A 19730-nucleotide genomic window follows, 5' to 3' on the forward strand; every position below is an offset into this window, starting at 1 on the left:
CAGTAAAGTCCGCAAAATTAAGAATTTTTAACGTTCCTAACTTGCGGACTTTACTGACTTTCGGTCTTAAGACTTTAAGACTATTTTTTATATGATTCGTTTACATCAACAATTTCAGCGAAGATCTCATTAACCGAGCCCACACCGTTTATACTTGTAAACTTATGTTGTTGTTGATAAAAACCAGCTACAGGAGCGGTTTTATCATTGTATTCTTTAATTCGTTTGCGGATCACTTCGGGATTGGCATCATCCGGGCGACCAGATTCTTTACCACGCTCCAACAAGCGGCGCTCCAATTCATCATCACCAACTTCAAGTGCTATCATACCCGAAATGGCAGATTCTTTTGATTCCAGTAATTGATCTAAAGCTTCGGCCTGCGCAACTGTACGCGGGAAGCCGTCAAAAATAAAACCCTTAGCGTCTTTGTTAGCGTCAAGCTTATTGCTGATCATGCCAATAACTACAGCATCCGGAACGAGTTTTCCGTCGTCCATCAGTTTTTTGGCTTCCAAACCTAACTCAGTACCTTGTGCAATTTCGCCACGTAACAAATCTCCAGTTGAAAGGTGGATCAAATCGTATTTTTCAATAAGTTTTTTCGATTGAGTACCTTTCCCGGCTCCGGGAGGGCCAAACAAAACCAGATTTAGCATGCTCTTGATAAATTAAAAGCCTTTCGGTAATACAACAGAAAGGCTTACAGTTAATTTGCACCTGCGGTGGAAAAATCCCGGGCTGCAGGCTTTGTTGTGCACTCGAAGGGAGTCGAACCCCTAACCTTCTGATCCGTAGTCAGATGCTCTATCCAATTGAGCTACGAGTGCCTGTTCCGAAATGGAATGCAAAGATAGGTTTTAAAACTTTCGTTGCAAATTTTTATTCAAAATTATTTTACAATTTCTGCAATAGCTTTAAAATCAGGCAGCTGTCCGGCATCCTCAAGAACCTCGGCGTAAATGATATTCTGCTCTTCGTCAATTACGAAGGCTGCACGCTTGGCTACGCCCTTAAGTCCCATAACAAATTGGTCGTAAATAGCGCCGTAAGCAGTAGATACCTCTTTGTTAAAATCAGAAAGCAGATCGAACTGGTAATTGTTCTCTTCTTTAAACTTAGCCAGGGTAAAAGGCGAATCGACAGAGATGCCCAATATAGTAGCGTTTAAGCCATCATAATAGCCAAAGCTATCGCGCATGGTGCAAAGCTGCGTGGTACAAACACCCGTAAAAGCCAGAGGAAAGAAATGGATAACCACTTTGCGACCTTTAAAATCGGCCAATGAAACACTTTTTAATGCTGATGAAATTAAAATAAACTGAGGGGCCGGCTGGCCAATTTGTAATGACATAGTATTTGCTTGTTTGTGACAAAAAAAGGAAAATAAAACGAGTTAAGTAAACTCATGTTCTTTTTTAACATTAAGATGTTTAAATGCTTGCTTCCTTTATATAAAGCTTGATTAAATAATCTTAAAACTAAATAATTAGTTAATTATCTTGAATAACTAAAAATTTAGTTATAGCTTTATGACATAAACCTCTTTATGGTATGATCAGGAACTATTTTAAAACCGCTTTTCGCAGTCTGCTTAAAAATAAGGGATTCACTTTCATCAATATTTTAGGCCTGGCACTGGGCTTGGCCATTTGCTTGCTTATTACCTTTTATGTGGTAGATGAATTAAGTTATGACCGGTATAACACCAAACACGAGCGTGTATACCGGGTAAATACCGACCTAAAGTTTAGCGGTACGCTTACCGAATATGCCATAACCGCCATCCCGGTTGCCAACGTTTTAAAAACCGAATGCCCGGAAGTTGAAACAGCAGTGCGCGTAACACCTGCACTCAATATCCGTTTTAAAAAAGGTGATGAAATTGTGCGGGAAGATGGCTCAACTTTTTACAGCGAGCCCAATATTTTTGATGTATTCAGCCTCCCCTTACTCTTCGGAGACGCAAAAACAGCTTTGAAAGAACCTAACACGGTGGTTATTGCTGAGTCGATGGCTCAAAAATATTTTAACCGCGGCAATGTGGTTGGGCAAACTTTGTTTTTGGTAACAAGTAACACATCGCTCAAAATAACCGGGGTAATGAAAGATATGCCGGTACAATCACATTTCAGGGCCAACTTTTTACTGTCGGCCGGGCCGGTTAGCAATGATGCTCCGTGGAATAGGTTAACCGCCTTTGCCACCTATTTGCTGCTTAAACCCAGTTCAAATGTTCCCCGCCTCGAATCAAAGCTTAATGCCGTGATGAAAGAGGGCCTCAAAGGTTCAAGCACCATGAACTACAGCAAATTTACCGCAGGCGGTAATTACTTTAAGTTGGGCCTGATGCCAGTAACAGATATCCACCTTAAATCAAACCGGGTAATGGAACTGGGCGCAAACGGCAACAGCCAGTACGTTTACATTTTTGCAGCAGTGGCGGTTTTCATCCTCCTTTTAGCTTGTATTAACTTCATGAACCTGTCTACAGCCCGCTCGGCTAACCGCGCCCGCGAGGTTGGTGTACGCAAAGTGTTAGGCTCATCCCGCAGTCACCTCATTTTCCAGTTCCTTGCCGAGTCACTGATCGTGACTTTCACTGCGGCCATTATAGCAGTGATGGCTGCCTGGGCCTTATTGCCTTTATTCAATCATTTATCAAACAAACAATTAACTATAAATGCACAGACCATAACCTGGCTTCTTCCCTCCTTATTAACCATTGTTATTATCGTTGGCATTTTAGCGGGCTCTTATCCTGCTTTCTTCCTTTCGGCCTTTCAGCCCATTAACGTTTTAAAAGGAAAGATCTCTACAGGGTTTAAAGGCGGTGCCTTCCGGAGTACGCTGGTGGTTTTCCAGTTTTCTATCTCAATATTTTTGGTGATAGGCACCCTGGTTATTTATAATCAGCTTAATTATATCCGGAACAAAGACCTGGGCTTTAACCGCAACCAGGTGCTTATCCTTAATAATGTTAACACGCTTGAACATCCCGAACTACTGAAACAGGAAATTAAAAAGTTATCCGGGGTTGTTAACGCCACCCTAACCAGCTTTTTGCCTACAGCCAACAACAAAGTTTTAAACTACGTATCGCCGGGCGAGAAGAAAGAAGGGCAATCTACCCAATTCTGGAAAATAGATGAAGACTACATTGGCACCATGGGCATGCAAATGAAAACAGGCCGCGGGTTTTCCGGAGAATTCAGAACTGATTCGACAGGGATGATCATCAATGAAACCGCCGCGAAAGTATTTGGTTATGGCGATAATGCCATTGGTAAAACCGTTACTACTGGTATAGCCAAGGATATCAAAAAATATCATGTGATAGGCGTAGTAAAAGATTTCAATTTCAGCTCGCTACGCGATAATGTTACCCCGCTGGTGATGGCGCTTGATAACGACTGGCTGGCGCGTTTAAGTATCCGCGTAAACACCCATAACCTGCCCGCCCTGATGGCGGGGATAGAAAAAAAATGGAAAACCATTGCCCCAAATGAGCATTTTGACTATTCGTTCATGGATGCCGATTTCGATGCCCTTTACCGTACCGAGCAACGCATGGGCCAGCTTTTTATAACATTTACGAGCTTGGCCATTGTAATTGCCTGCCTTGGCCTGTTTGGCCTCGCGGCTTATGCCGCCGAGCAACGCAACCGGGAAATTAGCATCAGGAAGGTGCTGGGTGCAAGCATCACTGCCATTGTAACCATGCTATCAAAAGATTTTGTAAAACTGGTGATCATATCATTCGCCATAGCTGCGCCGTTGGCATGGCTAACCATGAACAAGTGGTTACAGGGTTTTGCTTATCGCCAAAATATCCAATGGTGGATGGTGATATTAGCTGGTTCGGGAGCGATACTAATTGCCTTTGCTACCATCAGCATCCAATCATTCAGGGCCGCCGCTGCTAACCCGGTTCAGAGTTTGAGGGATGGGGATTAAGTAATATGAGGTTGTTTTTTGCTTATGTGCCTATGTAAAAAGTGGCAGTACGGGCAGCAAACTAACATCTCCCCAATTATTGGATCTTAAAAATCCTTCTTGCATTATCATACAAAGATTTGTATTTCACAAATGTATCTTCTTCACTTTTATCCCAATACACCCGTAGCCCGTTACTTTCTTCGGCAGCCTGCACAAACCCTCTTTGCAACTTATCATAAGCTTGCTCATAGGTATCTGACGGATATAGTGGCACGATAGCGCCGTGAAAGGTTATTTTGTAACTTAAAAAAACAGGAGATTCAGTATTAAGCTCTTCCAACTGCTTTTGAATCCTCGCTAAAAAACCAACAGACTCATATTGCGGACCTTTTATCAGAAAAATAAATTCATCTCCTCCTGTATATTTTCGGTAGATGCGTTTCATGAAGTTATTTTCAAGCTTATAATCCCTTTTGTAGATTTCTTCATCCCTCCTCATCCTGGCAAACAGGTCCTGAGCAATTGTCCTGATCACTTCATCACCTTTTTGAAACCCTTGTTTCTTATTTATCTCACCAAAACCATCTAAGTCTATCAAGATCAGATGAAATAATTCTTTGGGCCTGTTTTGGATATCTATTTTGAATTTTTCCTGATTGGCTATTCCGGTCACAAAATCAATCAAGCGCATTCTTTCCGAATCCAGTAATAGCGCCTTCACATTTTCCAATTCGGTTTTGGTTTTTTTATGACTGGTAACTTCCTTGAAATAAAAGATATATACGCTGTAAAACACCAGTATACCAATACCTAATAACGAAAAAACATACAATGGAACACTAATAGCTATCCCGGCAGGAAAAAAGAAACCTTTAATTTTATCAAACTCTGTAAAAAATAAAATCACACCGGTAATAGTTGTCAGTATTACTCCGAGTGATGTTATGAGTTTTCGGGGTTCCACGATATTTGAGCTGTTAAACAATCAAACTTTCTAATAATTTAAGATGATATAAATTTATAACAATTAGTTTTAATCCGAAGCCTATATCCAGCTTATAGCTATAAGAATAAGATATTTTCCTTGCGCAATTATGAAGGGCAGGCCAAATAGAGCATCGGCTACCTGTGTCTTTTTGAAACACTATTAAACTAAATTTATAATTAGTCAGCAAAAAGTAAAGTACCACAATAAAGTGTTGCTAAAAACGCATATTTAGCTAATATTATTAGGAGGAAATTTTTGGAAACGGATATGTTTATCTACATTTGTTATAGATACAAAGGAAAACCTCCAATACAACAAGAAGGCCTTTTTAGCTTTCGATATCATATCAGAGGTCTGAGTTCCATTAGAGGCGTCGAAGCCATTGTATTTTAAGCCTTCGGAGGTAACGACTCCGGGGGCTTTCTTGTTATTAAAATTTAATAACAAACAAATTTAACTCAATTAATTTAATTATACAATTTAATTAATACTATTGTTTAATATGCTTGTATAATTACTCTAAATGAATGTCGACATAAAAGTCAAATAACTCCTACTAATGCTGATATTTAACAAAATGAAAGCAATAGTAATTACTCAACCCGGCGGCCCGGAAGTTTTACAGCTTGCCGAAAGGCCCAAACCCCAATATGGAGCCGACGAAGTACTGATTAAAGTAATGGCGGCAGGTGTTAACCGGCCCGATATTTTTCAGCGCAAAGGGAACTACCCCCCGCCTGCCGGAGCGTCTGCAGATATCCCCGGACTGGAAGTGACAGGTGTAATTGTCGAAGTGGGCGATGCCGTTATCCAATGGAAACCAGGCGATAAGGTTTGCGCACTGGTTACAGGCGGTGGTTATGCCGAATATTGCAAAGCGCCCGAAGGCCAATGCCTGCCCGTGCCTGCTAACTTAAGCTTTGCTGAGGCTGCTTCACTGCCTGAAACATTTTTTACCGTGTGGAGCAATGTGTTTGATCGTGGTAAGCTTCAACCCCACCAATCGCTGTTGATACATGGCGGATCAAGCGGCATTGGTGTTACGGCTATTCAAATGGCCAAAGCTTTGGGCAGCACCGTTTATGTAACAGCGAGCTCTGATGAAAAATGCAGCTTTTGTGAGCAGCTTGGCGCAGATAAAGCCATCAACTATAAAACAACTAATTTTAAAGATGCGATCAAATCGCTAACCCATAGCGTTGGCGTTAACGTGATCCTGGACATGATCGGCGGCGACTATATGCCCGGTAATATCGATTCACTGGCTATTGAAGGACGCCTGGTTATGATCAACGCCATGAATGGCCGCGAAGTGAAGCTTGATTTGAGTAAAGTAATGGCCAAAAGGCTCATCATTACGGGCTCTATGTTAAGGAGCAGAGAAGTTGCTTTTAAAACCGCGATCGCTAAAAACCTGGAGCAAAAAATCTGGCCGCTGATTGAATCGGGAGCTATAAAACCGGTGATATATAAAACATTTGGCGCTGAGGATGCCGCCGCCGCTCATAAGTTAATGGAAAGCAGTACACATACAGGCAAAATTGTGCTGAGTTTTGAACATTAAAACCAACTAATTAACAATGTTGAAATTATCGTTTAAAAAACTTGATTCAGTATTTAAATAATTGGATAGAAATCTTAACTTTGCGCCTCTGAAATAGCATCTTATACATTCCTGTTACAAATGATGTATGTAGCTGTTCAGTAAAAGCATTTTTTAAAAAACACCAGGTTATATATGCCAAACATTGGAAAAATTTCAAGGATCATTGGTCCGGTAGTTGACGTAAGTTTCGCTGATGACGCTCATCTTCCTAAAATTTATGACGCGTTAGAGATCACTAAAGACAATGGCCAAAAAGTTATTTTAGAGGTTCAGCAGCACTTAGGCGAAGATCGTGTACGTGCTATCGCGATGGACTCGACTGACGGCTTGTTACGCGGTATGAAGGTTTTAGATACCGAAGCTGCTATCAAAATGCCGGTAGGCGACAACATCAAAGGCCGCGTATTTAACGTGGTAGGTGATGCTATCGACGGTATCGCTGATCTTGACAAATCAAATGGTCGTCCTATTCACGCAACCCCTCCAAGGTTTGAAGACCTATCTACCGAAACTGAAGTACTTTTTACAGGTATTAAAGTTATCGACCTTTTAGAGCCTTATGCAAAAGGTGGTAAAATCGGTCTGTTTGGTGGTGCCGGTGTAGGTAAAACAGTATTGATCCAGGAACTGATCAACAACATCGCTAAAGCTTATGCAGGTTTATCTGTATTTGCGGGTGTTGGTGAGCGTACACGTGAAGGTAATGACCTTTTACGTGAGATGCTTGAATCAGGCATTATAAAATATGGCGACGCTTTCATGCATTCAATGGAAGAAGGCGGCTGGGATCTATCTAAAGTAGATACCGAAGCCATGAAAGATTCAAAAGCAACATTCGTGTTCGGCCAAATGAACGAGCCGCCGGGTGCACGTGCACGTGTGGCCCTTTCAGGCTTAACTATTGCCGAGTATTTCCGTGATGGTGATGAAGATGGTAAAGGCCGTGATATCCTTTTCTTTATCGACAACATCTTCCGCTTTACACAGGCAGGTTCAGAAGTATCAGCGCTATTAGGTCGTATGCCATCAGCGGTAGGTTACCAGCCAACGCTTGCTACCGAGATGGGTACCATGCAAGAACGTATCACCTCAACCAAACGTGGTTCAATCACTTCAGTACAGGCCGTTTACGTACCTGCGGATGACTTGACTGACCCGGCGCCGGCTACAACCTTCGCCCACTTAGATGCTACTACCGTACTTTCACGTAAAATTGCCGAGCTTGGTATTTACCCTGCGGTGGATCCATTGGATTCAACCTCACGTATCCTTAGCCCAGCTGTTTTAGGTGATGAGCACTACAATACAGCTCAACGTGTTAAAGAAACTTTACAGCGCTACAAAGAGCTTCAGGATATCATCGCCATCTTAGGTATGGATGAGCTTTCTGAAGAAGATAAGTTAGTTGTATCGCGCGCTCGTCGTGTTCAGCGTTTCTTGTCACAGCCGTTCCACGTTGCCGAGCAGTTCACCGGCTTAAAAGGTGTACTGGTTGACATTAAAGATACCATCAAAGGTTTCAACATGATCATGGACGGTGAAGTTGATGAGTACCCTGAAGCAGCTTTCAACTTAGTTGGCAGCATTGACGATGCTATCGAAAAAGGCAAAAAGCTGTTGGCTGAAGCTAACTCTTAATAAGAAGCAAGAAAATAAGATTCAAGAATCAAGAACAGCAAAACCCTGGCTCTTGGTTCTTAAATCTTGAATCTAAAAAAGCATGACATTAGAAATTCTTACTCCCGATAAAAAAGTTTACGAAGGCGAGGCTACCTCGGTAACCTTACCTGGTGCTTTGGGATTATTTGAAATACTGAACAACCACGCCCCTATTATTTCCACCCTTCAGGATGGCAAACTTACCGTACGCGGTGGTGCAGCTAAAGAAGAAGTGTTTTTTATTAAAGGCGGTGTTGTGGAAGCATTAAACAATAAAGTAACTGTTTTAGCCGAAGGCATTCAGCACAAATAAGCGATAAGCAATTTTATTAAAATTATAAAGCCCGGATAAGTTTTATCCGGGCTTTTTTGTACCCTTTTTTCGGGGCTATACGTAAACATCATTATTGTAATGTACGAAGCAATCTCCTATTAGCAGAGTGGCCCATGCAAAAAACTACCCTGTAATTGCCCTGGGGATTGCTTCGTACCTCACAATACATGACGACGTTCATAAATATTATTTCAAAGCCTTGTCAGGCCCAGGCAATAAGCGCATCACCGTAAAACAGCCTTGCACTGTTATTCTTCCCTATTTTTCCATCAGCACCCAATGGCTACATAATGCGGGATACCAGCTATATCACCAATAAAATTTTTAATGTTTCCTTTAATTACGATAGTAGTCTTAGCAGCAGAAATAAAAGCTGACTTACTTACAGAAGTTGTTTCAACGGGTTTCTTTTTTGTTTGAGCAGAAAGATTTACCGTCAAAAACAGCAGGGCTACAAGCAGGAGTTTTTTCATTCAGGCTGATAAGATTTAGATTAGTATAAAGGTATAAAAAAAATAAATTCAAATCCTATTTTTATAATTCAGGATCAGGCACTTTCTTTAAACAGCCAGAATAAAAATAAGCTAAAAAGAATCAGGCAACATCAGCAAAAAAGGTAAAGCCGCCGAGTAATCTAACAGGTCGTACTCAAGCCCGAGTAACCTGATATTGTGATAATAATCCCGATGATGATCGTAGTAGTATTTTTCTGATTGCAGAAACCAGGCTTTCGGGCCAAGCTTTTCGGCTATAAACCATTTTTCTAATAAGCGCGCCATGCGCCCGTTACCATCTTCAAAGGGGTGGATTTTTACAAATACCAGATGCAGCATAGCAGCGCAAAAGAACACTTCGGTAGCGGTTAATTTTGTTTTTAGCAGCAGGGTAATATCACTAAAAAGCATTTCAAGCTTTTCTTTTATCAGGCCCGGAGAGCAGGTTATATATTCATCTTTTCCATCCGCGGCTGTTACCGGCATGTTGCCGGCACGTAATTGCCCGCGGCGGGCTTCCTTTAAAATATGCTTGGTAAGCAAACGGTGGGCTTCCTGAACTGAATGATAATTGAGTTTAGCCTTTTTGGCAAACTGATATGCTTCGTACAGATCATCTGCTTTCTGGATATATTTTGGCAAAAATTGAACACCAAGCATTTTATGCTTTGTGAACGAATCAAGCTCAATATCCACTCCTTCAATTTTTGATGAGAAAACTGCCGAAACAGAAGTGTAAAAACTAAAGGAACCTTTTGATAGTTCACTATCTGCCAATTGCTCAAAACTTTGAAGCAAAGTTTGAGGCGCCTGCCGGAGATAATCATCCAGCAAATCAATGGGTAATATTTCAAAAGCGAGATCCTTCATACGGAGAATAACGATTAGCAAAGCTACGTCTTACTTTTATTAATTTCTAAATTGGAATAATTTCGTGATGTAGATACATTATAATATAACAAGAGTAATAAGCGCCTGTATTTAAGCGCCAGTTTGATAACTATTGACTTGAAAAACAAAAACGGGGGATCGTGCGATTCCCCTCTTGAGAGGGGTGTAGGGGTGTGTTTCTGCTTAGATAGATCGACGTATCCGCCCCTACTACCACGCTATCCTCCGCGCCCCCTCTCAAGAGGGGTATTTAAAAACTAATGCAGATCAAGCGTCCACGCTTACTATCCCTCGGGAGCGTGTACGCCTACTATTTACTATCGTTCAAGCGCAGACGTTTAAGCGTGCGAGTGCAAGCCTATTTTTCTTAACTTCACCTCTCCTTTTTCCCATTTCAGGCAGAAAATCGACAACTTACTATGCATGCATAAAAAACATACCGAATACCGTTTTGAACTTTGGTATATTTCATTAAAAATTTTATATCTTTATATTATAAATAAACAGAATAAAATTCCAATAATAATAACTAATTAAAATATAATTCTTATTTCAAAAAATCAGTGGCGACTATTGCTATTGCCTGATGCGATGGCTACCTTACATATATTGATTTTCGATACCAAGTAAACCAGTATCACCAACAAAATTAAAGTACTAAAACTGTCTACATAATTAATAAAATGAGTTCATCATCAGATACCACCAAGGCTATAGAATTGAACAAGTATAGCAAAACCTTTACCCAGGACCCAACGCAGCCTGCAGCACAGGCTATGCTTTACGGGATCGGCTTAACAGACGACGATATGCGCAAAGCACAGGTCGGCGTGGCCAGCATGGGTTACGATGGTAATACCTGCAACATGCACCTTAACGATCTGGCAAAACTGGTTAAACAAGGTATCTGGGATGAAGATATGGTGGGGCTCATTTTCCACACCATTGGCGTAAGCGATGGCATGAGCAACGGTACCGAGGGTATGCGTTACTCATTGGTAAGCCGCGATATCATTGCCGACTCAATTGAGGCTGTTACCGGTGCTCAATATTATGATGGCTTAATTACCCTGCCAGGTTGTGATAAAAACATGCCTGGTTCTATAATGGCTATGGGCCGCTTAAACCGTCCGTCAATCATGGTTTACGGTGGTACCATTAAACCGGGCCATTGGAAAGGTGAAGACCTGAACATAGTATCAGCATTTGAAGCCTTAGGCAAAAAAATTGCCGGCCAGATAGATGATGTTGATTTCATGGGCGTAATTAAAAATGCCTGCCCAAGTGCCGGTGCATGCGGTGGTATTTACACTGCAAACACTATGGCTGCAGCTATCGAAGCATTGGGTATGAGCTTGCCATATTCGTCATCAAACCCTGCACTAAGCGACGAGAAAAAAGCAGAATGCCTTGCGGCCGGTAAAGCTATCAAGGTATTGTTAGAAAAAGATATTAAACCATCAGACATCATGACCCGCGAAGCATTTGAAAATGCTATTGTTGTGATCATGGTACTGGGTGGTTCAACCAACGCGGTATTGCACCTTATTGCAATGGCCAAAAGCGTTGATGTTAAATTAAACCAGGATGATTTCCAGACTGTAAGTAACCGTATCCCGGTACTGGCCGATATGAAACCAAGCGGTAAATACATGATGGAAGACCTGCACAACATTGGCGGTGTTCCGGCTGTAATGAAATATTGTTTGGAGCAAGGCTGGCTGCATGGCGATTGCCTTACAGTTACAGGCAAAACCATTGCCGAAAACCTTGCAGAGATTCCTGCACTGGAATTTGAAACTCAAAAGATCATCAAACCTGTTGAAAACCCAATCAAAGCTACCGGTCACCTGCAAATCCTGTACGGAAACCTTGCAGAAGGTGGTAGTGTTGCCAAGATCACCGGAAAAGAAGGTGAGCGCTTCACTGGCCCTGCCCGTGTGTTTGACGGCGAGTTTGAACTGATTGCCGGTATCCAGAGCGGCCGTGTTAAAAAAGGCGATGTTGTGGTGATCCGCAATGTAGGCCCTAAAGGCGCGCCAGGCATGCCAGAAATGCTGAAACCAACCTCGGCCATATTTGGTGCAGGTTTAGGTAGCTCAGTAGCATTAATTACCGATGGACGCTTTAGTGGCGGTACTCACGGCTTCGTCGTCGGTCACATCACACCCGAGGCTTACGATGGCGGGTTTATAGCGATGGTGAAAGACGATGATATTATTGAGATTGATGCTATTGCAAACAAGATAAACGTTTCGCTGCCGCAAGAAGAAATAGCCGCACGCCGTGCCGCATGGCAAAAACCGGCGCTGAAGGTTACCAAGGGTGTGTTATACCGTTACGCTAAAAACGTAACTACCGCTGCTGAAGGCTGCGTTACCGACGAATAGTAAATAATGAACAAAATGGCTCGTTAAAAAAGCCATGAATAAAGTGAATACGGGTTAAACGCGTTCATTTTAGCAAATTAGAGACAAAGAGAGTAAAATCAATTTAGCACCCTCAAAACGTGCTATAAATATAAAAAAATACAGGTATGGAAGTTGCACAAGATACACTAACCGCACCCGCCGCCGCCGAAACCGTAAATGTTTCAGGATCGGTAGCATTATTGGAAGCATTAATAGCCGAAGGTACCGATACCATTTTTGGTTACCCAGGTGGCGCTATTATGCCAATTTATGATGCTTTGTTTGATTACAATGATAAACTGAACCACATACTGGTACGTCATGAACAGGGCGGCATTCACGCCGGCCAGGGTTATGCACGTACATCAGGCAAAGTGGGCGTGGTATTTGCCACCAGCGGTCCGGGTGCTACCAACCTGGTAACAGGTTTGGCCGATGCCCAGATTGACAGCACACCATTGGTTTGTATTACCGGCCAGGTGTTCGCGCACCTTTTAGGTACCGATGCTTTCCAGGAAACCGACGTGATCAACATCACTACCCCGGTTACTAAATGGAACTACCAGATAACTGATGCTACCGAAATTCCGGAAGTTATTGCCAAGGCATTTTATATCGCCCGCAGCGGCAGGCCAGGTCCGGTATTGATTGACATTACCAAAAACGCGCAGATTCAGCTATTTGACTTTGCAGGTTACAAACCATGCGATCATATCCGCAGCTACAGGCCGAAACCTATTGTTCGCCCGCAATACATTCAACAGGCTGCAGAGCTGATCAATAGCGCTCAAAAACCTTTCATCCTGTTTGGTCAGGGTGTTATTTTGGGCGGTGCCGAGCAGGAATTTAAAGCGTTTGTTGAAAAAAGCGGTATCCCTGCAGCATGGACAGTGCTTGGCGCAGGCGCTATCCCGTCAGACCATCCGTTAAACGTAGGTATGTTGGGTATGCATGGCAACTACGGCCCTAACGTATTAACCAATGAGTGCGATGTATTGATCGCGATAGGTATGCGTTTTGATGACCGCGTAACCGGTCGTCTGGATAAATATGCAAAACAGGCTAAAGTTGTTCATTTGGATATCGACCCTGCCGAGATCGACAAAAACGTAAAATCAACCGTACCGGTTTGGGGCGATTGCAAGGAAACACTTCCGTTGCTGACCAAGGCCATCGAAAAGAAAGAACACATTGAATGGCTGGCTAAGTTTAACGACTACACCCGTCAGGAAGTTGAAGCAGTTATCCATAACGAGCTTAACCCAACCACGCCTGAAATGACCATGGGCGAGGTGATCAAACAACTTAACGAGATCACCAAAGGCGAGGCAGTTATTGTTACCGATGTAGGCCAGCATCAAATGGTAGCTTGCCGTTACGCTAAGTTTAACAATACCCGCAGCAACGTTACCAGCGGTGGTTTAGGCACTATGGGCTTTGCATTGCCTGCTGCTATAGGCGCTAAATTTGGCGCTCAGGATCGTACAGTAGTAGCTATTATTGGCGATGGGGGTTTCCAGATGACCTGTCAGGAATTGGGTACTATTATGCAAAGCGGTATCGATGTAAAGATTATCATCCTTAACAACCGTTTCCTGGGGATGGTAAGACAATGGCAAGAATTGTTTAATCAGCGCCGTTACTCATTTGTTGATATTCAAAGTCCGGATTTTGTAGCATTAGCTGCAGCATACCGCATCCCGGGCAAATTAGTTGATGATCGTGCAGATTTGACTGCTGCATTAAATGAAATGCTAAACACACCGGGATCATTCCTTTTAGAAATAATGGTTACCAAAGAGAATAACGTATTCCCGATGGTACCACAAGGATGCAGTGTAAGCGAGATCAGGTTAAAGTAAGCCCTCTAAAAAAGACAAAATCATGAGCGAAGCAGAAAAAAAACAGGAATTTAATATCACCATATATACCGAAAACCAAATTGGTTTATTAAGCAGGATAGCTATTATATTTACGCGCCGTAAAATCAATATCGACAGCCTGAATACTTCCCCGTCGGAGATTGACAGTATTCACCGCTTCAATATCGTGATTAACGAGTATGAAGAGGTAGTGCGTAAGCTTACCCGCCAGATTGAAAAACAGGTTGAGGTGTTAAAAGCATATTATCATACCAACGAAGATGTGATTTGGCAGGAATTAGCGTTATATAAGGTATCAACCGATGTAATTGCCGAAAAGGTTAGCGTTGAGCGTTTATTACGCGAAAACGGTGCACGCGCGGTAGTGATCCGTAAGGACTACACGGTGTTTGAAACCACCGGTCACCGCGAGGAAACTGATAACCTGATCAGCATATTACAACCTTATGGTCTGATTGAGTTTGTACGCAGTGCCCGCGTTGCTATCATTAAAGATAGCGAAGGCTTTAACAGCAAACTGCGCGAATTTGAAAGACTTGAACCAGGCGAAGAGGTAATCGAAAACGAATATCTGAACCAGGGCGAGAAGGTGTTTACGATGTAAGAGCCTAAGGCTGAAAGCCGAAAGGCTAAAGCTAAAAGGTAACACCACCCCGTCATTGCGAGGCACAAAGCAATCGCGAACTGTGCAGAGCGATCTGCTAATCGGGGATTGCTTTGTGCCTCGCAATGACGGGATTAATAAAAAGAAACAAAAACTTAAATTACTAATACAATAAAATCGGTGAAATCACCTGCAATCGGTGAGATCACAAAAATCAAAAAACAATGGCAAAACTAAATTTCGGCGGCACTGAAGAAAACGTAGTAACCCGCGAAGAGTTCCCTTTATCAAAAGCTCAGGAAGTATTAAAAGATGAAGTAGTAGCGGTAATTGGCTACGGTGTACAAGGTCCGGGCCAGGCCCTGAACCAAAAAGATAACGGTATCAACGTAATTGTTGGTCAGCGTAAAGGCACCAAAACTTGGGATAAAGCTATCAGCGATGGCTTTGTACCGGGCGAAACCCTTTTTGAAATTGAAGAAGCTTTAGAAAAAGGAACTGTAATTTGCTACTTATTGAGCGATGCAGCCCAGATCGCGTTATGGCCAACTGTTAAAAAACACTTAACTCCAGGCAAAGCCCTTTATTTCTCTCACGGCTTTGGTATCACTTTCAACGAGCAAACAGGCATTGTGCCTCCTGCTGATGTTGACGTGTTCCTGGTTGCTCCTAAAGGTTCAGGTACTTCATTACGTCGTATGTTCCTGCAAGGCCGTGGCTTAAACTCAAGCTACGCTATCTTCCAGGATGCTACCGGTAAAGCATTTGATCGTGTTATCGCTTTAGGTATCGCTGTAGGTAGCGGTTACTTATTCGAAACCAACTTCAAAAAAGAAGTATACAGCGATTTAACCGGCGAGCGTGGTACTTTAATGGGTTGCGTTCAAGGTATTTTTGCTGCTCAGTACGATGTATTACGTAGCCATGGTCACTCACCATCTGAAGCATTTAACGAAACTGTTGAAGAGCTTACCCAATCATTAATGCCGCTTGTTGCTGAAAACGGTATGGACTGGATGTACGCAAACTGTTCAACTACTGCTCAACGTGGTGCACTTGACTGGTGGAAAAAATTCCGTGACGCTACTAAACCTGTGTTTGAAGAGCTTTACGAAAGTGTTGCTACCGGTAAAGAATCACAACGTTCTATCGATTCAAATAGCCAGCCAGATTACCGCGAAAAACTGGATGCCGAACTAAAAGAATTACGCGAAAGCGAATTATGGCAGGCAGGCAAAACCGTACGCAGCTTACGCCCTGAAAATCAGGTTGTAGAAGCTTAATATTAGTGGCAGTAGCAGTTTTTAGTGGCAGTAAAGCCGCTATGATTGTTACTGTCTACTTTTAATATATTAGTGGCAGTAGCAGTTTAAAGGAGCAGTAAAACACTGCAACTGCCGCTGCTACTGCCACTTAAAACTAAGGGCAAGCAGCAAATCAAAACTGCAACTGCTACTGCCACTTAAAACTAAAATAAAATGGGACAAACATTATTTGATAAGATCTGGGATGCGCACGTCGTCAGCAGCAGCGAGGGGTTCCCGGATATTTTGTATATCGATACACATTTCATTCACGAGGTAACCAGTCCGCAGGCATTTGATGGCTTGCGTCAGCGAGGCTTACCTGTTTTCAGGCCAAAACAAACTGTGGCCACTGCCGATCACAACGTTCCAACCATTGATCAGCACTTACCCATTAAAGAAGAACTTTCACGCTACCAGGTAGATATGCTCACCAAAAACTGTAAAGAGTTTGGTGTTGAGCTATATGGCTTAGGCCACCCGTACCAGGGTATCGTTCACGTTATAGGCCCCGAGCTGGGCATCACCCGTCCGGGTGGTACTTATGTTTGCGGCGACAGTCATACTTCAACCCACGGCGCTTTTGGTGCCATTGCCTTTGGTATTGGTACATCGCAGGTTGAGCAGGTATTGGCTACGCAATGTTTACTTCAGTCGCGCCCAAAACGCATGAAAATTGAAGTAAACGGAAAATTGCAAAAAGGCGTTGGTGCCAAAGATATTATCCTTTACATCATTGCGCAGATCTCGGCTGCCGGTGGTACCGGTTATGCTGTTGAATATGCAGGCGATACCATCCGCTCATTGAGCATGGAAGGCCGCATGACCATCTGCAACATGAGTATCGAGATGGGTGCACGTTGCGGACTAATAGCTCCCGATGAAACCACCATCAACTACGTAAAAGGCCGCGAATTTGCCCCTAAAGGCGAAGAGTGGGATAAAGCAGTTGCTTATTGGGAAACTTTGTATTCTGATGCTGACGCAGCTTTTGATGAAGTATTATCCTTTAAAGCCGAAGATATCGAGCCGATGATCACCTACGGAACCAATCCGGGTATGGGCATCGGTGTTACACAACACGTTCCTGAAACTGCTTCATTTGAAGCTAAAGAGCAGGGATCATATAAAAAAGCCCTTGACTACATGGGCCTGCATGACGATGAAACGTTATTGGGCAAACCAATTGATTACGTATTCATCGGCAGCTGTACCAACTCGCGCATTGAAGACCTGCGCCAGGTTGCCGAGTTTGTAAAAGGCAAACACAAAGCCGATAATGTTACCGTATGGGTAGTTCCCGGCTCAAAACAAGTACAGCAGCAAGCCATAGCCGAAGGCCTCGATAAAATATTTAACGAAGCCGGTTTCCCGCTCCGCGAACCAGGTTGCAGCGCATGCCTTGGCATGAACGAGGACAAAATACCTGCAGGTAAATACTGCGTATCAACCTCAAACCGCAACTTTGAAGGCCGCCAGGGACCAAACAGCCGTACTTTCCTTGCCAGCCCGCTAACCGCGGCAGCAAGCGCTATTACGGGTGTGGTTACGGATATTCGCACTTTCCTGAAGGAAGAGGAATTGGTCTGAACTCGAATTTTAGAGGAATTGAATGAATTAACAGAATGGAAGTTAATAGAAAACGAACACCTGAAGAATTTAAAGATTGTACCAGCAAAATAATTGGCTGTGCCATGTGCGTGCATTCTGCTTTGGGAAACGGTTTCCAGGAAGTAATTTATCAACGAGCCTTAGAAATAGAAATGGGTTTGGAAGGACTTGGATTTGTCCGAGAAATGGAGATGCCTATCTTTTACCGTAACGAACAAGTCGGAACAAGAAGAGTGGATTTCTTTGTTGAGGGGGAAATAATGGTTGAATTGAAAGCTATTACTCAGTTAGAAAACGTTCATTTAGCTCAAGCTATAAATTACCTCGAGGCTTATAACATCCAAACAGGTTTACTTATAAACTTCGGCAGCTTAAGCATGGAGTTTAAAAGATTATTGAATAAAAAATATGTCCCAAATCTGAATTAAGGAATTTATTCGATTCGAAAAATTCCATTAATTCAAAAAATTCGAGTTCAGACAATATTATGGCAACTAAAATATTTAAACACATTCAAACCAGCGTAGTGCCTTTGCCTATCGAAAACATCGATACGGATCAAATTATCCCTGCAAGGTTTTTAAAGGCCACTACCCGCGATGGTTTTGGCAATAACTTATTCCGCGATTGGCGTTTTGATGGCGACGATAATCCTAAACAGGATTTCGTGCTTAATAACCCAAACTATAGCGGTAAGATCTTGGTTGCGGGCAAAAACTTCGGTTGCGGCAGTAGCCGCGAGCATGCTGCCTGGGCCATTGCCGATTATGGCTTTGATGCCGTGGTAAGCAGCTTCTTCGCCGATATTTTTAAAGGCAACGCACTTAACAACGGACTGCTGCCGGTGCAGGTAAGCGAAGACTTTTTAAAGAAGATCTTTGACGCTGTTTATGCCGATGAACATGCTGTAGTAGAGATTGACCTGGTTGACCAGTTCATTAAAATTGTAGCAACCGGCGAACAGGAAAGCTTTGAGGTTAACCCGTACAAAAAAGCCTGCCTGATAAACGGCTATGATGATATCGACTACATCCTGAGCCAAAAAGGCAAGATTGAGGAGTTTGAATCTGTAAGGTAAAAGCTGAAAGGTTAAAGGCGAAGGGTCAGAAACCCGACCAGACTAATGAACCATTGAACAAATGAACTAATGAACCAGTCAACAACCAATAAAGTAATTCAGCGAGAAGGTAAAGGTACCGCCAAATTATTCGACGAACGAAGTTTAGCGAATGATTATGCAACCCTTGCCCCCCTGCTCAGGCCTGGCCTGAAGGTGTTGGATGTGGGTTGTGGTACAGGCGCTATCTCTAAAGATATTGCGGCGCTGGTTGGCGAAAGCGGTCATGTTACGGGCATTGACAATACCGAATATTTTATCCAGAGCGGTAAGGAAACTTACGCTTCGGTGCAAAACATGGAACTGATCTACACTGATCTGTTCAGCTTTGAGCCGGAAGAACAGTACGACCTTATTGTATCGGCCCGTGTGTTACAATGGCTGAGCAATCCGGTTGAAGCTTTAAAGAAAATGTATTCGCTGTTAAAACCAGGTGGCACAGTATCCATTTTGGATTATAATCACGAGGCTTTACAATGGCAGCCGCAACCGCCGGCAAGTATGCAGCGCTTTTATGCTACCTTTTTAAGGTGGCGGGGCGATGCTGGCATGAATAACCATATTGCCGAAGATCTGCCGGAGTATTTACAGGAAGCAGGCTTTACCAATATCGAAGTATTTAATGCCGATGAAGTTTATCAAAAAGGCGAATATAACTTTGAAGGCAAAGCGGGCATCTGGGCAAAAGTCGCCCAGTCAAAGCAAATGGTTGAGGAAGGCTATATTGATGATGAATCGCGCTTGCTGGCTATTGATGAGTATACCAACTGGATAGAAAATGAAGCTGAGCAAATGGTGATGAAACTAAAAGAAGTACGCGGCGTAAAACCCGAATAAAATAAACATCTATAAAACAAAAAACCGCTGCCTTAGGCAGAGATTAGGGTTA

17 protein-coding genes and 1 tRNA gene are annotated in these 19730 nt (G+C 42.9%); 12 read left to right on the plus strand and 6 right to left on the minus strand.

Annotation, left to right across the window (positions count from 1 at the left end):
* Nucleotides 1-80 precede the first annotated feature (80 nt).
* From EAH55_RS28625 to EAH55_RS28635, 3 genes are all read right to left on the minus strand, one after another.
* Nucleotides 81-659 carry an adenylate kinase gene (locus tag EAH55_RS28625; RefSeq protein WP_121812701.1) on the minus strand — a complete coding sequence of 193 codons (579 nt, stop codon included), beginning with the start codon at nt 657-659 and terminating at the stop codon, nt 81-83.
* Between the two features lie 97 nt (nt 660-756).
* A tRNA-Arg gene (locus EAH55_RS28630) sits at nt 757-830 on the minus strand.
* A 62-nt stretch (nt 831-892) separates the two neighbouring features.
* A complete protein-coding gene (locus tag EAH55_RS28635) occupies nt 893-1354 on the minus strand; it encodes a redoxin domain-containing protein (RefSeq protein ID WP_121812702.1) in 462 nt (153 codons plus the stop codon).
* 200 nt (nt 1355-1554) lie between these two features.
* Here EAH55_RS28635 and EAH55_RS28640 point away from each other — a divergent pair, with 200 nt between their 5' ends.
* Nucleotides 1555-3957: an ABC transporter permease gene (locus EAH55_RS28640; protein ID WP_121812703.1), complete on the plus strand. Its 2403-nt coding sequence runs from the start codon at nt 1555-1557 to the stop codon at nt 3955-3957.
* A gap of 76 nt (nt 3958-4033) precedes the next feature.
* Here EAH55_RS28640 and EAH55_RS28645 read toward each other — a convergent pair whose 3' ends face one another.
* Complete coding sequence (locus EAH55_RS28645; RefSeq protein ID WP_162997086.1) at nt 4034-4903, minus strand: GGDEF domain-containing protein; 870 nt, start codon at nt 4901-4903, stop codon at nt 4034-4036.
* A gap of 601 nt (nt 4904-5504) precedes the next feature.
* Between EAH55_RS28645 and EAH55_RS28650 the strand changes: the two genes are divergently transcribed.
* From EAH55_RS28650 to atpC, 3 genes are all read left to right on the plus strand, one after another.
* Nucleotides 5505-6491, plus strand: a complete 987-nt coding sequence (locus EAH55_RS28650; RefSeq protein WP_121812705.1) for an NAD(P)H-quinone oxidoreductase — start codon at nt 5505-5507, stop codon at nt 6489-6491.
* Nucleotides 6492-6665: 174 nt separating this feature from the next.
* A complete protein-coding gene (gene atpD, locus EAH55_RS28655) occupies nt 6666-8171 on the plus strand; it encodes a F0F1 ATP synthase subunit beta (RefSeq protein ID WP_112573005.1) in 1506 nt (501 codons plus the stop codon).
* Nucleotides 8172-8253: 82 nt separating this feature from the next.
* Nucleotides 8254-8505 carry an ATP synthase F1 subunit epsilon gene (gene atpC / locus EAH55_RS28660; protein WP_091174059.1) on the plus strand — a complete coding sequence of 84 codons (252 nt, stop codon included), beginning with the start codon at nt 8254-8256 and terminating at the stop codon, nt 8503-8505.
* 290 nt (nt 8506-8795) lie between these two features.
* On the opposite strand, the gene EAH55_RS28665 is transcribed toward atpC, so the two are convergent.
* Nucleotides 8796-8999 carry a hypothetical protein gene (locus EAH55_RS28665; protein WP_121812706.1) on the minus strand — a complete coding sequence of 68 codons (204 nt, stop codon included), beginning with the start codon at nt 8997-8999 and terminating at the stop codon, nt 8796-8798.
* A 111-nt stretch (nt 9000-9110) separates the two neighbouring features.
* Nucleotides 9111-9890 (minus strand): Fic family protein, encoded by a 780-nt coding sequence (locus EAH55_RS28670; protein ID WP_121812707.1) that lies wholly within the window; start codon nt 9888-9890, stop codon nt 9111-9113.
* Nucleotides 9891-10594: 704 nt separating this feature from the next.
* Between EAH55_RS28670 and ilvD the strand changes: the two genes are divergently transcribed.
* From ilvD to EAH55_RS28710, 8 genes are all read left to right on the plus strand, one after another.
* Entirely contained in the window at nt 10595-12301 is a 1707-nt protein-coding gene (gene ilvD, locus EAH55_RS28675; protein WP_208644975.1) for a dihydroxy-acid dehydratase, read from the plus strand.
* A 146-nt stretch (nt 12302-12447) separates the two neighbouring features.
* Nucleotides 12448-14184 carry a biosynthetic-type acetolactate synthase large subunit gene (gene ilvB, locus EAH55_RS28680; RefSeq protein ID WP_121812708.1) on the plus strand — a complete coding sequence of 579 codons (1737 nt, stop codon included), beginning with the start codon at nt 12448-12450 and terminating at the stop codon, nt 14182-14184.
* 22 nt (nt 14185-14206) lie between these two features.
* Nucleotides 14207-14809, plus strand: coding sequence for an acetolactate synthase small subunit (gene ilvN / locus EAH55_RS28685; RefSeq protein WP_112572997.1), 603 nt, complete (start codon nt 14207-14209; stop codon nt 14807-14809).
* A gap of 224 nt (nt 14810-15033) precedes the next feature.
* Nucleotides 15034-16092, plus strand: coding sequence for a ketol-acid reductoisomerase (gene ilvC, locus EAH55_RS28690; protein WP_091213120.1), 1059 nt, complete (start codon nt 15034-15036; stop codon nt 16090-16092).
* 195 nt (nt 16093-16287) lie between these two features.
* A complete protein-coding gene (gene leuC / locus EAH55_RS28695; protein ID WP_121812709.1) occupies nt 16288-17703 on the plus strand; it encodes a 3-isopropylmalate dehydratase large subunit in 1416 nt (471 codons plus the stop codon).
* A 35-nt stretch (nt 17704-17738) separates the two neighbouring features.
* On the plus strand, nt 17739-18152 hold the full coding sequence (locus tag EAH55_RS28700; RefSeq protein ID WP_121812710.1) for a GxxExxY protein: 414 nt from the start codon (nt 17739-17741) through the stop codon (nt 18150-18152).
* Nucleotides 18153-18211: 59 nt separating this feature from the next.
* On the plus strand, nt 18212-18802 hold the full coding sequence (leuD, locus tag EAH55_RS28705; protein ID WP_121812711.1) for a 3-isopropylmalate dehydratase small subunit: 591 nt from the start codon (nt 18212-18214) through the stop codon (nt 18800-18802).
* A 69-nt stretch (nt 18803-18871) separates the two neighbouring features.
* Complete coding sequence (locus tag EAH55_RS28710; RefSeq protein ID WP_121812712.1) at nt 18872-19678, plus strand: methyltransferase domain-containing protein; 807 nt, start codon at nt 18872-18874, stop codon at nt 19676-19678.
* Nucleotides 19679-19730: the final 52 nt, after the last annotated feature.

Origin of the sequence: Mucilaginibacter kameinonensis (genome assembly GCF_003675385.1) — a bacterium.
Lineage (GTDB): Bacteria > Bacteroidota > Bacteroidia > Sphingobacteriales > Sphingobacteriaceae > Mucilaginibacter > Mucilaginibacter kameinonensis.

Coding starts and splice junctions, on each gene's coding strand:
- EAH55_RS28625 (WP_121812701.1), bottom strand. CDS start 659: ATGCTAAATCTGGTTTTGTTTGGCCCTCCCGGAGCCGGGAAAGGTACT.
- EAH55_RS28635 (WP_121812702.1), bottom strand. CDS start 1,354: ATGTCATTACAAATTGGCCAGCCGGCCCCTCAGTTTATTTTAATTTCA.
- EAH55_RS28640 (WP_121812703.1), top strand. CDS start 1,555: ATGATCAGGAACTATTTTAAAACCGCTTTTCGCAGTCTGCTTAAAAAT.
- EAH55_RS28650 (WP_121812705.1), top strand. CDS start 5,505: ATGAAAGCAATAGTAATTACTCAACCCGGCGGCCCGGAAGTTTTACAG.
- atpD (WP_112573005.1), top strand. CDS start 6,666: ATGCCAAACATTGGAAAAATTTCAAGGATCATTGGTCCGGTAGTTGAC.
- atpC (WP_091174059.1), top strand. CDS start 8,254: ATGACATTAGAAATTCTTACTCCCGATAAAAAAGTTTACGAAGGCGAG.
- EAH55_RS28665 (WP_121812706.1), bottom strand. CDS start 8,999: ATGAAAAAACTCCTGCTTGTAGCCCTGCTGTTTTTGACGGTAAATCTT.
- EAH55_RS28670 (WP_121812707.1), bottom strand. CDS start 9,890: ATGAAGGATCTCGCTTTTGAAATATTACCCATTGATTTGCTGGATGAT.
- ilvD (WP_208644975.1), top strand. CDS start 10,595: ATGAGTTCATCATCAGATACCACCAAGGCTATAGAATTGAACAAGTAT.
- ilvB (WP_121812708.1), top strand. CDS start 12,448: ATGGAAGTTGCACAAGATACACTAACCGCACCCGCCGCCGCCGAAACC.
- ilvN (WP_112572997.1), top strand. CDS start 14,207: ATGAGCGAAGCAGAAAAAAAACAGGAATTTAATATCACCATATATACC.
- ilvC (WP_091213120.1), top strand. CDS start 15,034: ATGGCAAAACTAAATTTCGGCGGCACTGAAGAAAACGTAGTAACCCGC.
- leuC (WP_121812709.1), top strand. CDS start 16,288: ATGGGACAAACATTATTTGATAAGATCTGGGATGCGCACGTCGTCAGC.
- EAH55_RS28700 (WP_121812710.1), top strand. CDS start 17,739: ATGGAAGTTAATAGAAAACGAACACCTGAAGAATTTAAAGATTGTACC.
- leuD (WP_121812711.1), top strand. CDS start 18,212: ATGGCAACTAAAATATTTAAACACATTCAAACCAGCGTAGTGCCTTTG.
- EAH55_RS28710 (WP_121812712.1), top strand. CDS start 18,872: ATGAACCAGTCAACAACCAATAAAGTAATTCAGCGAGAAGGTAAAGGT.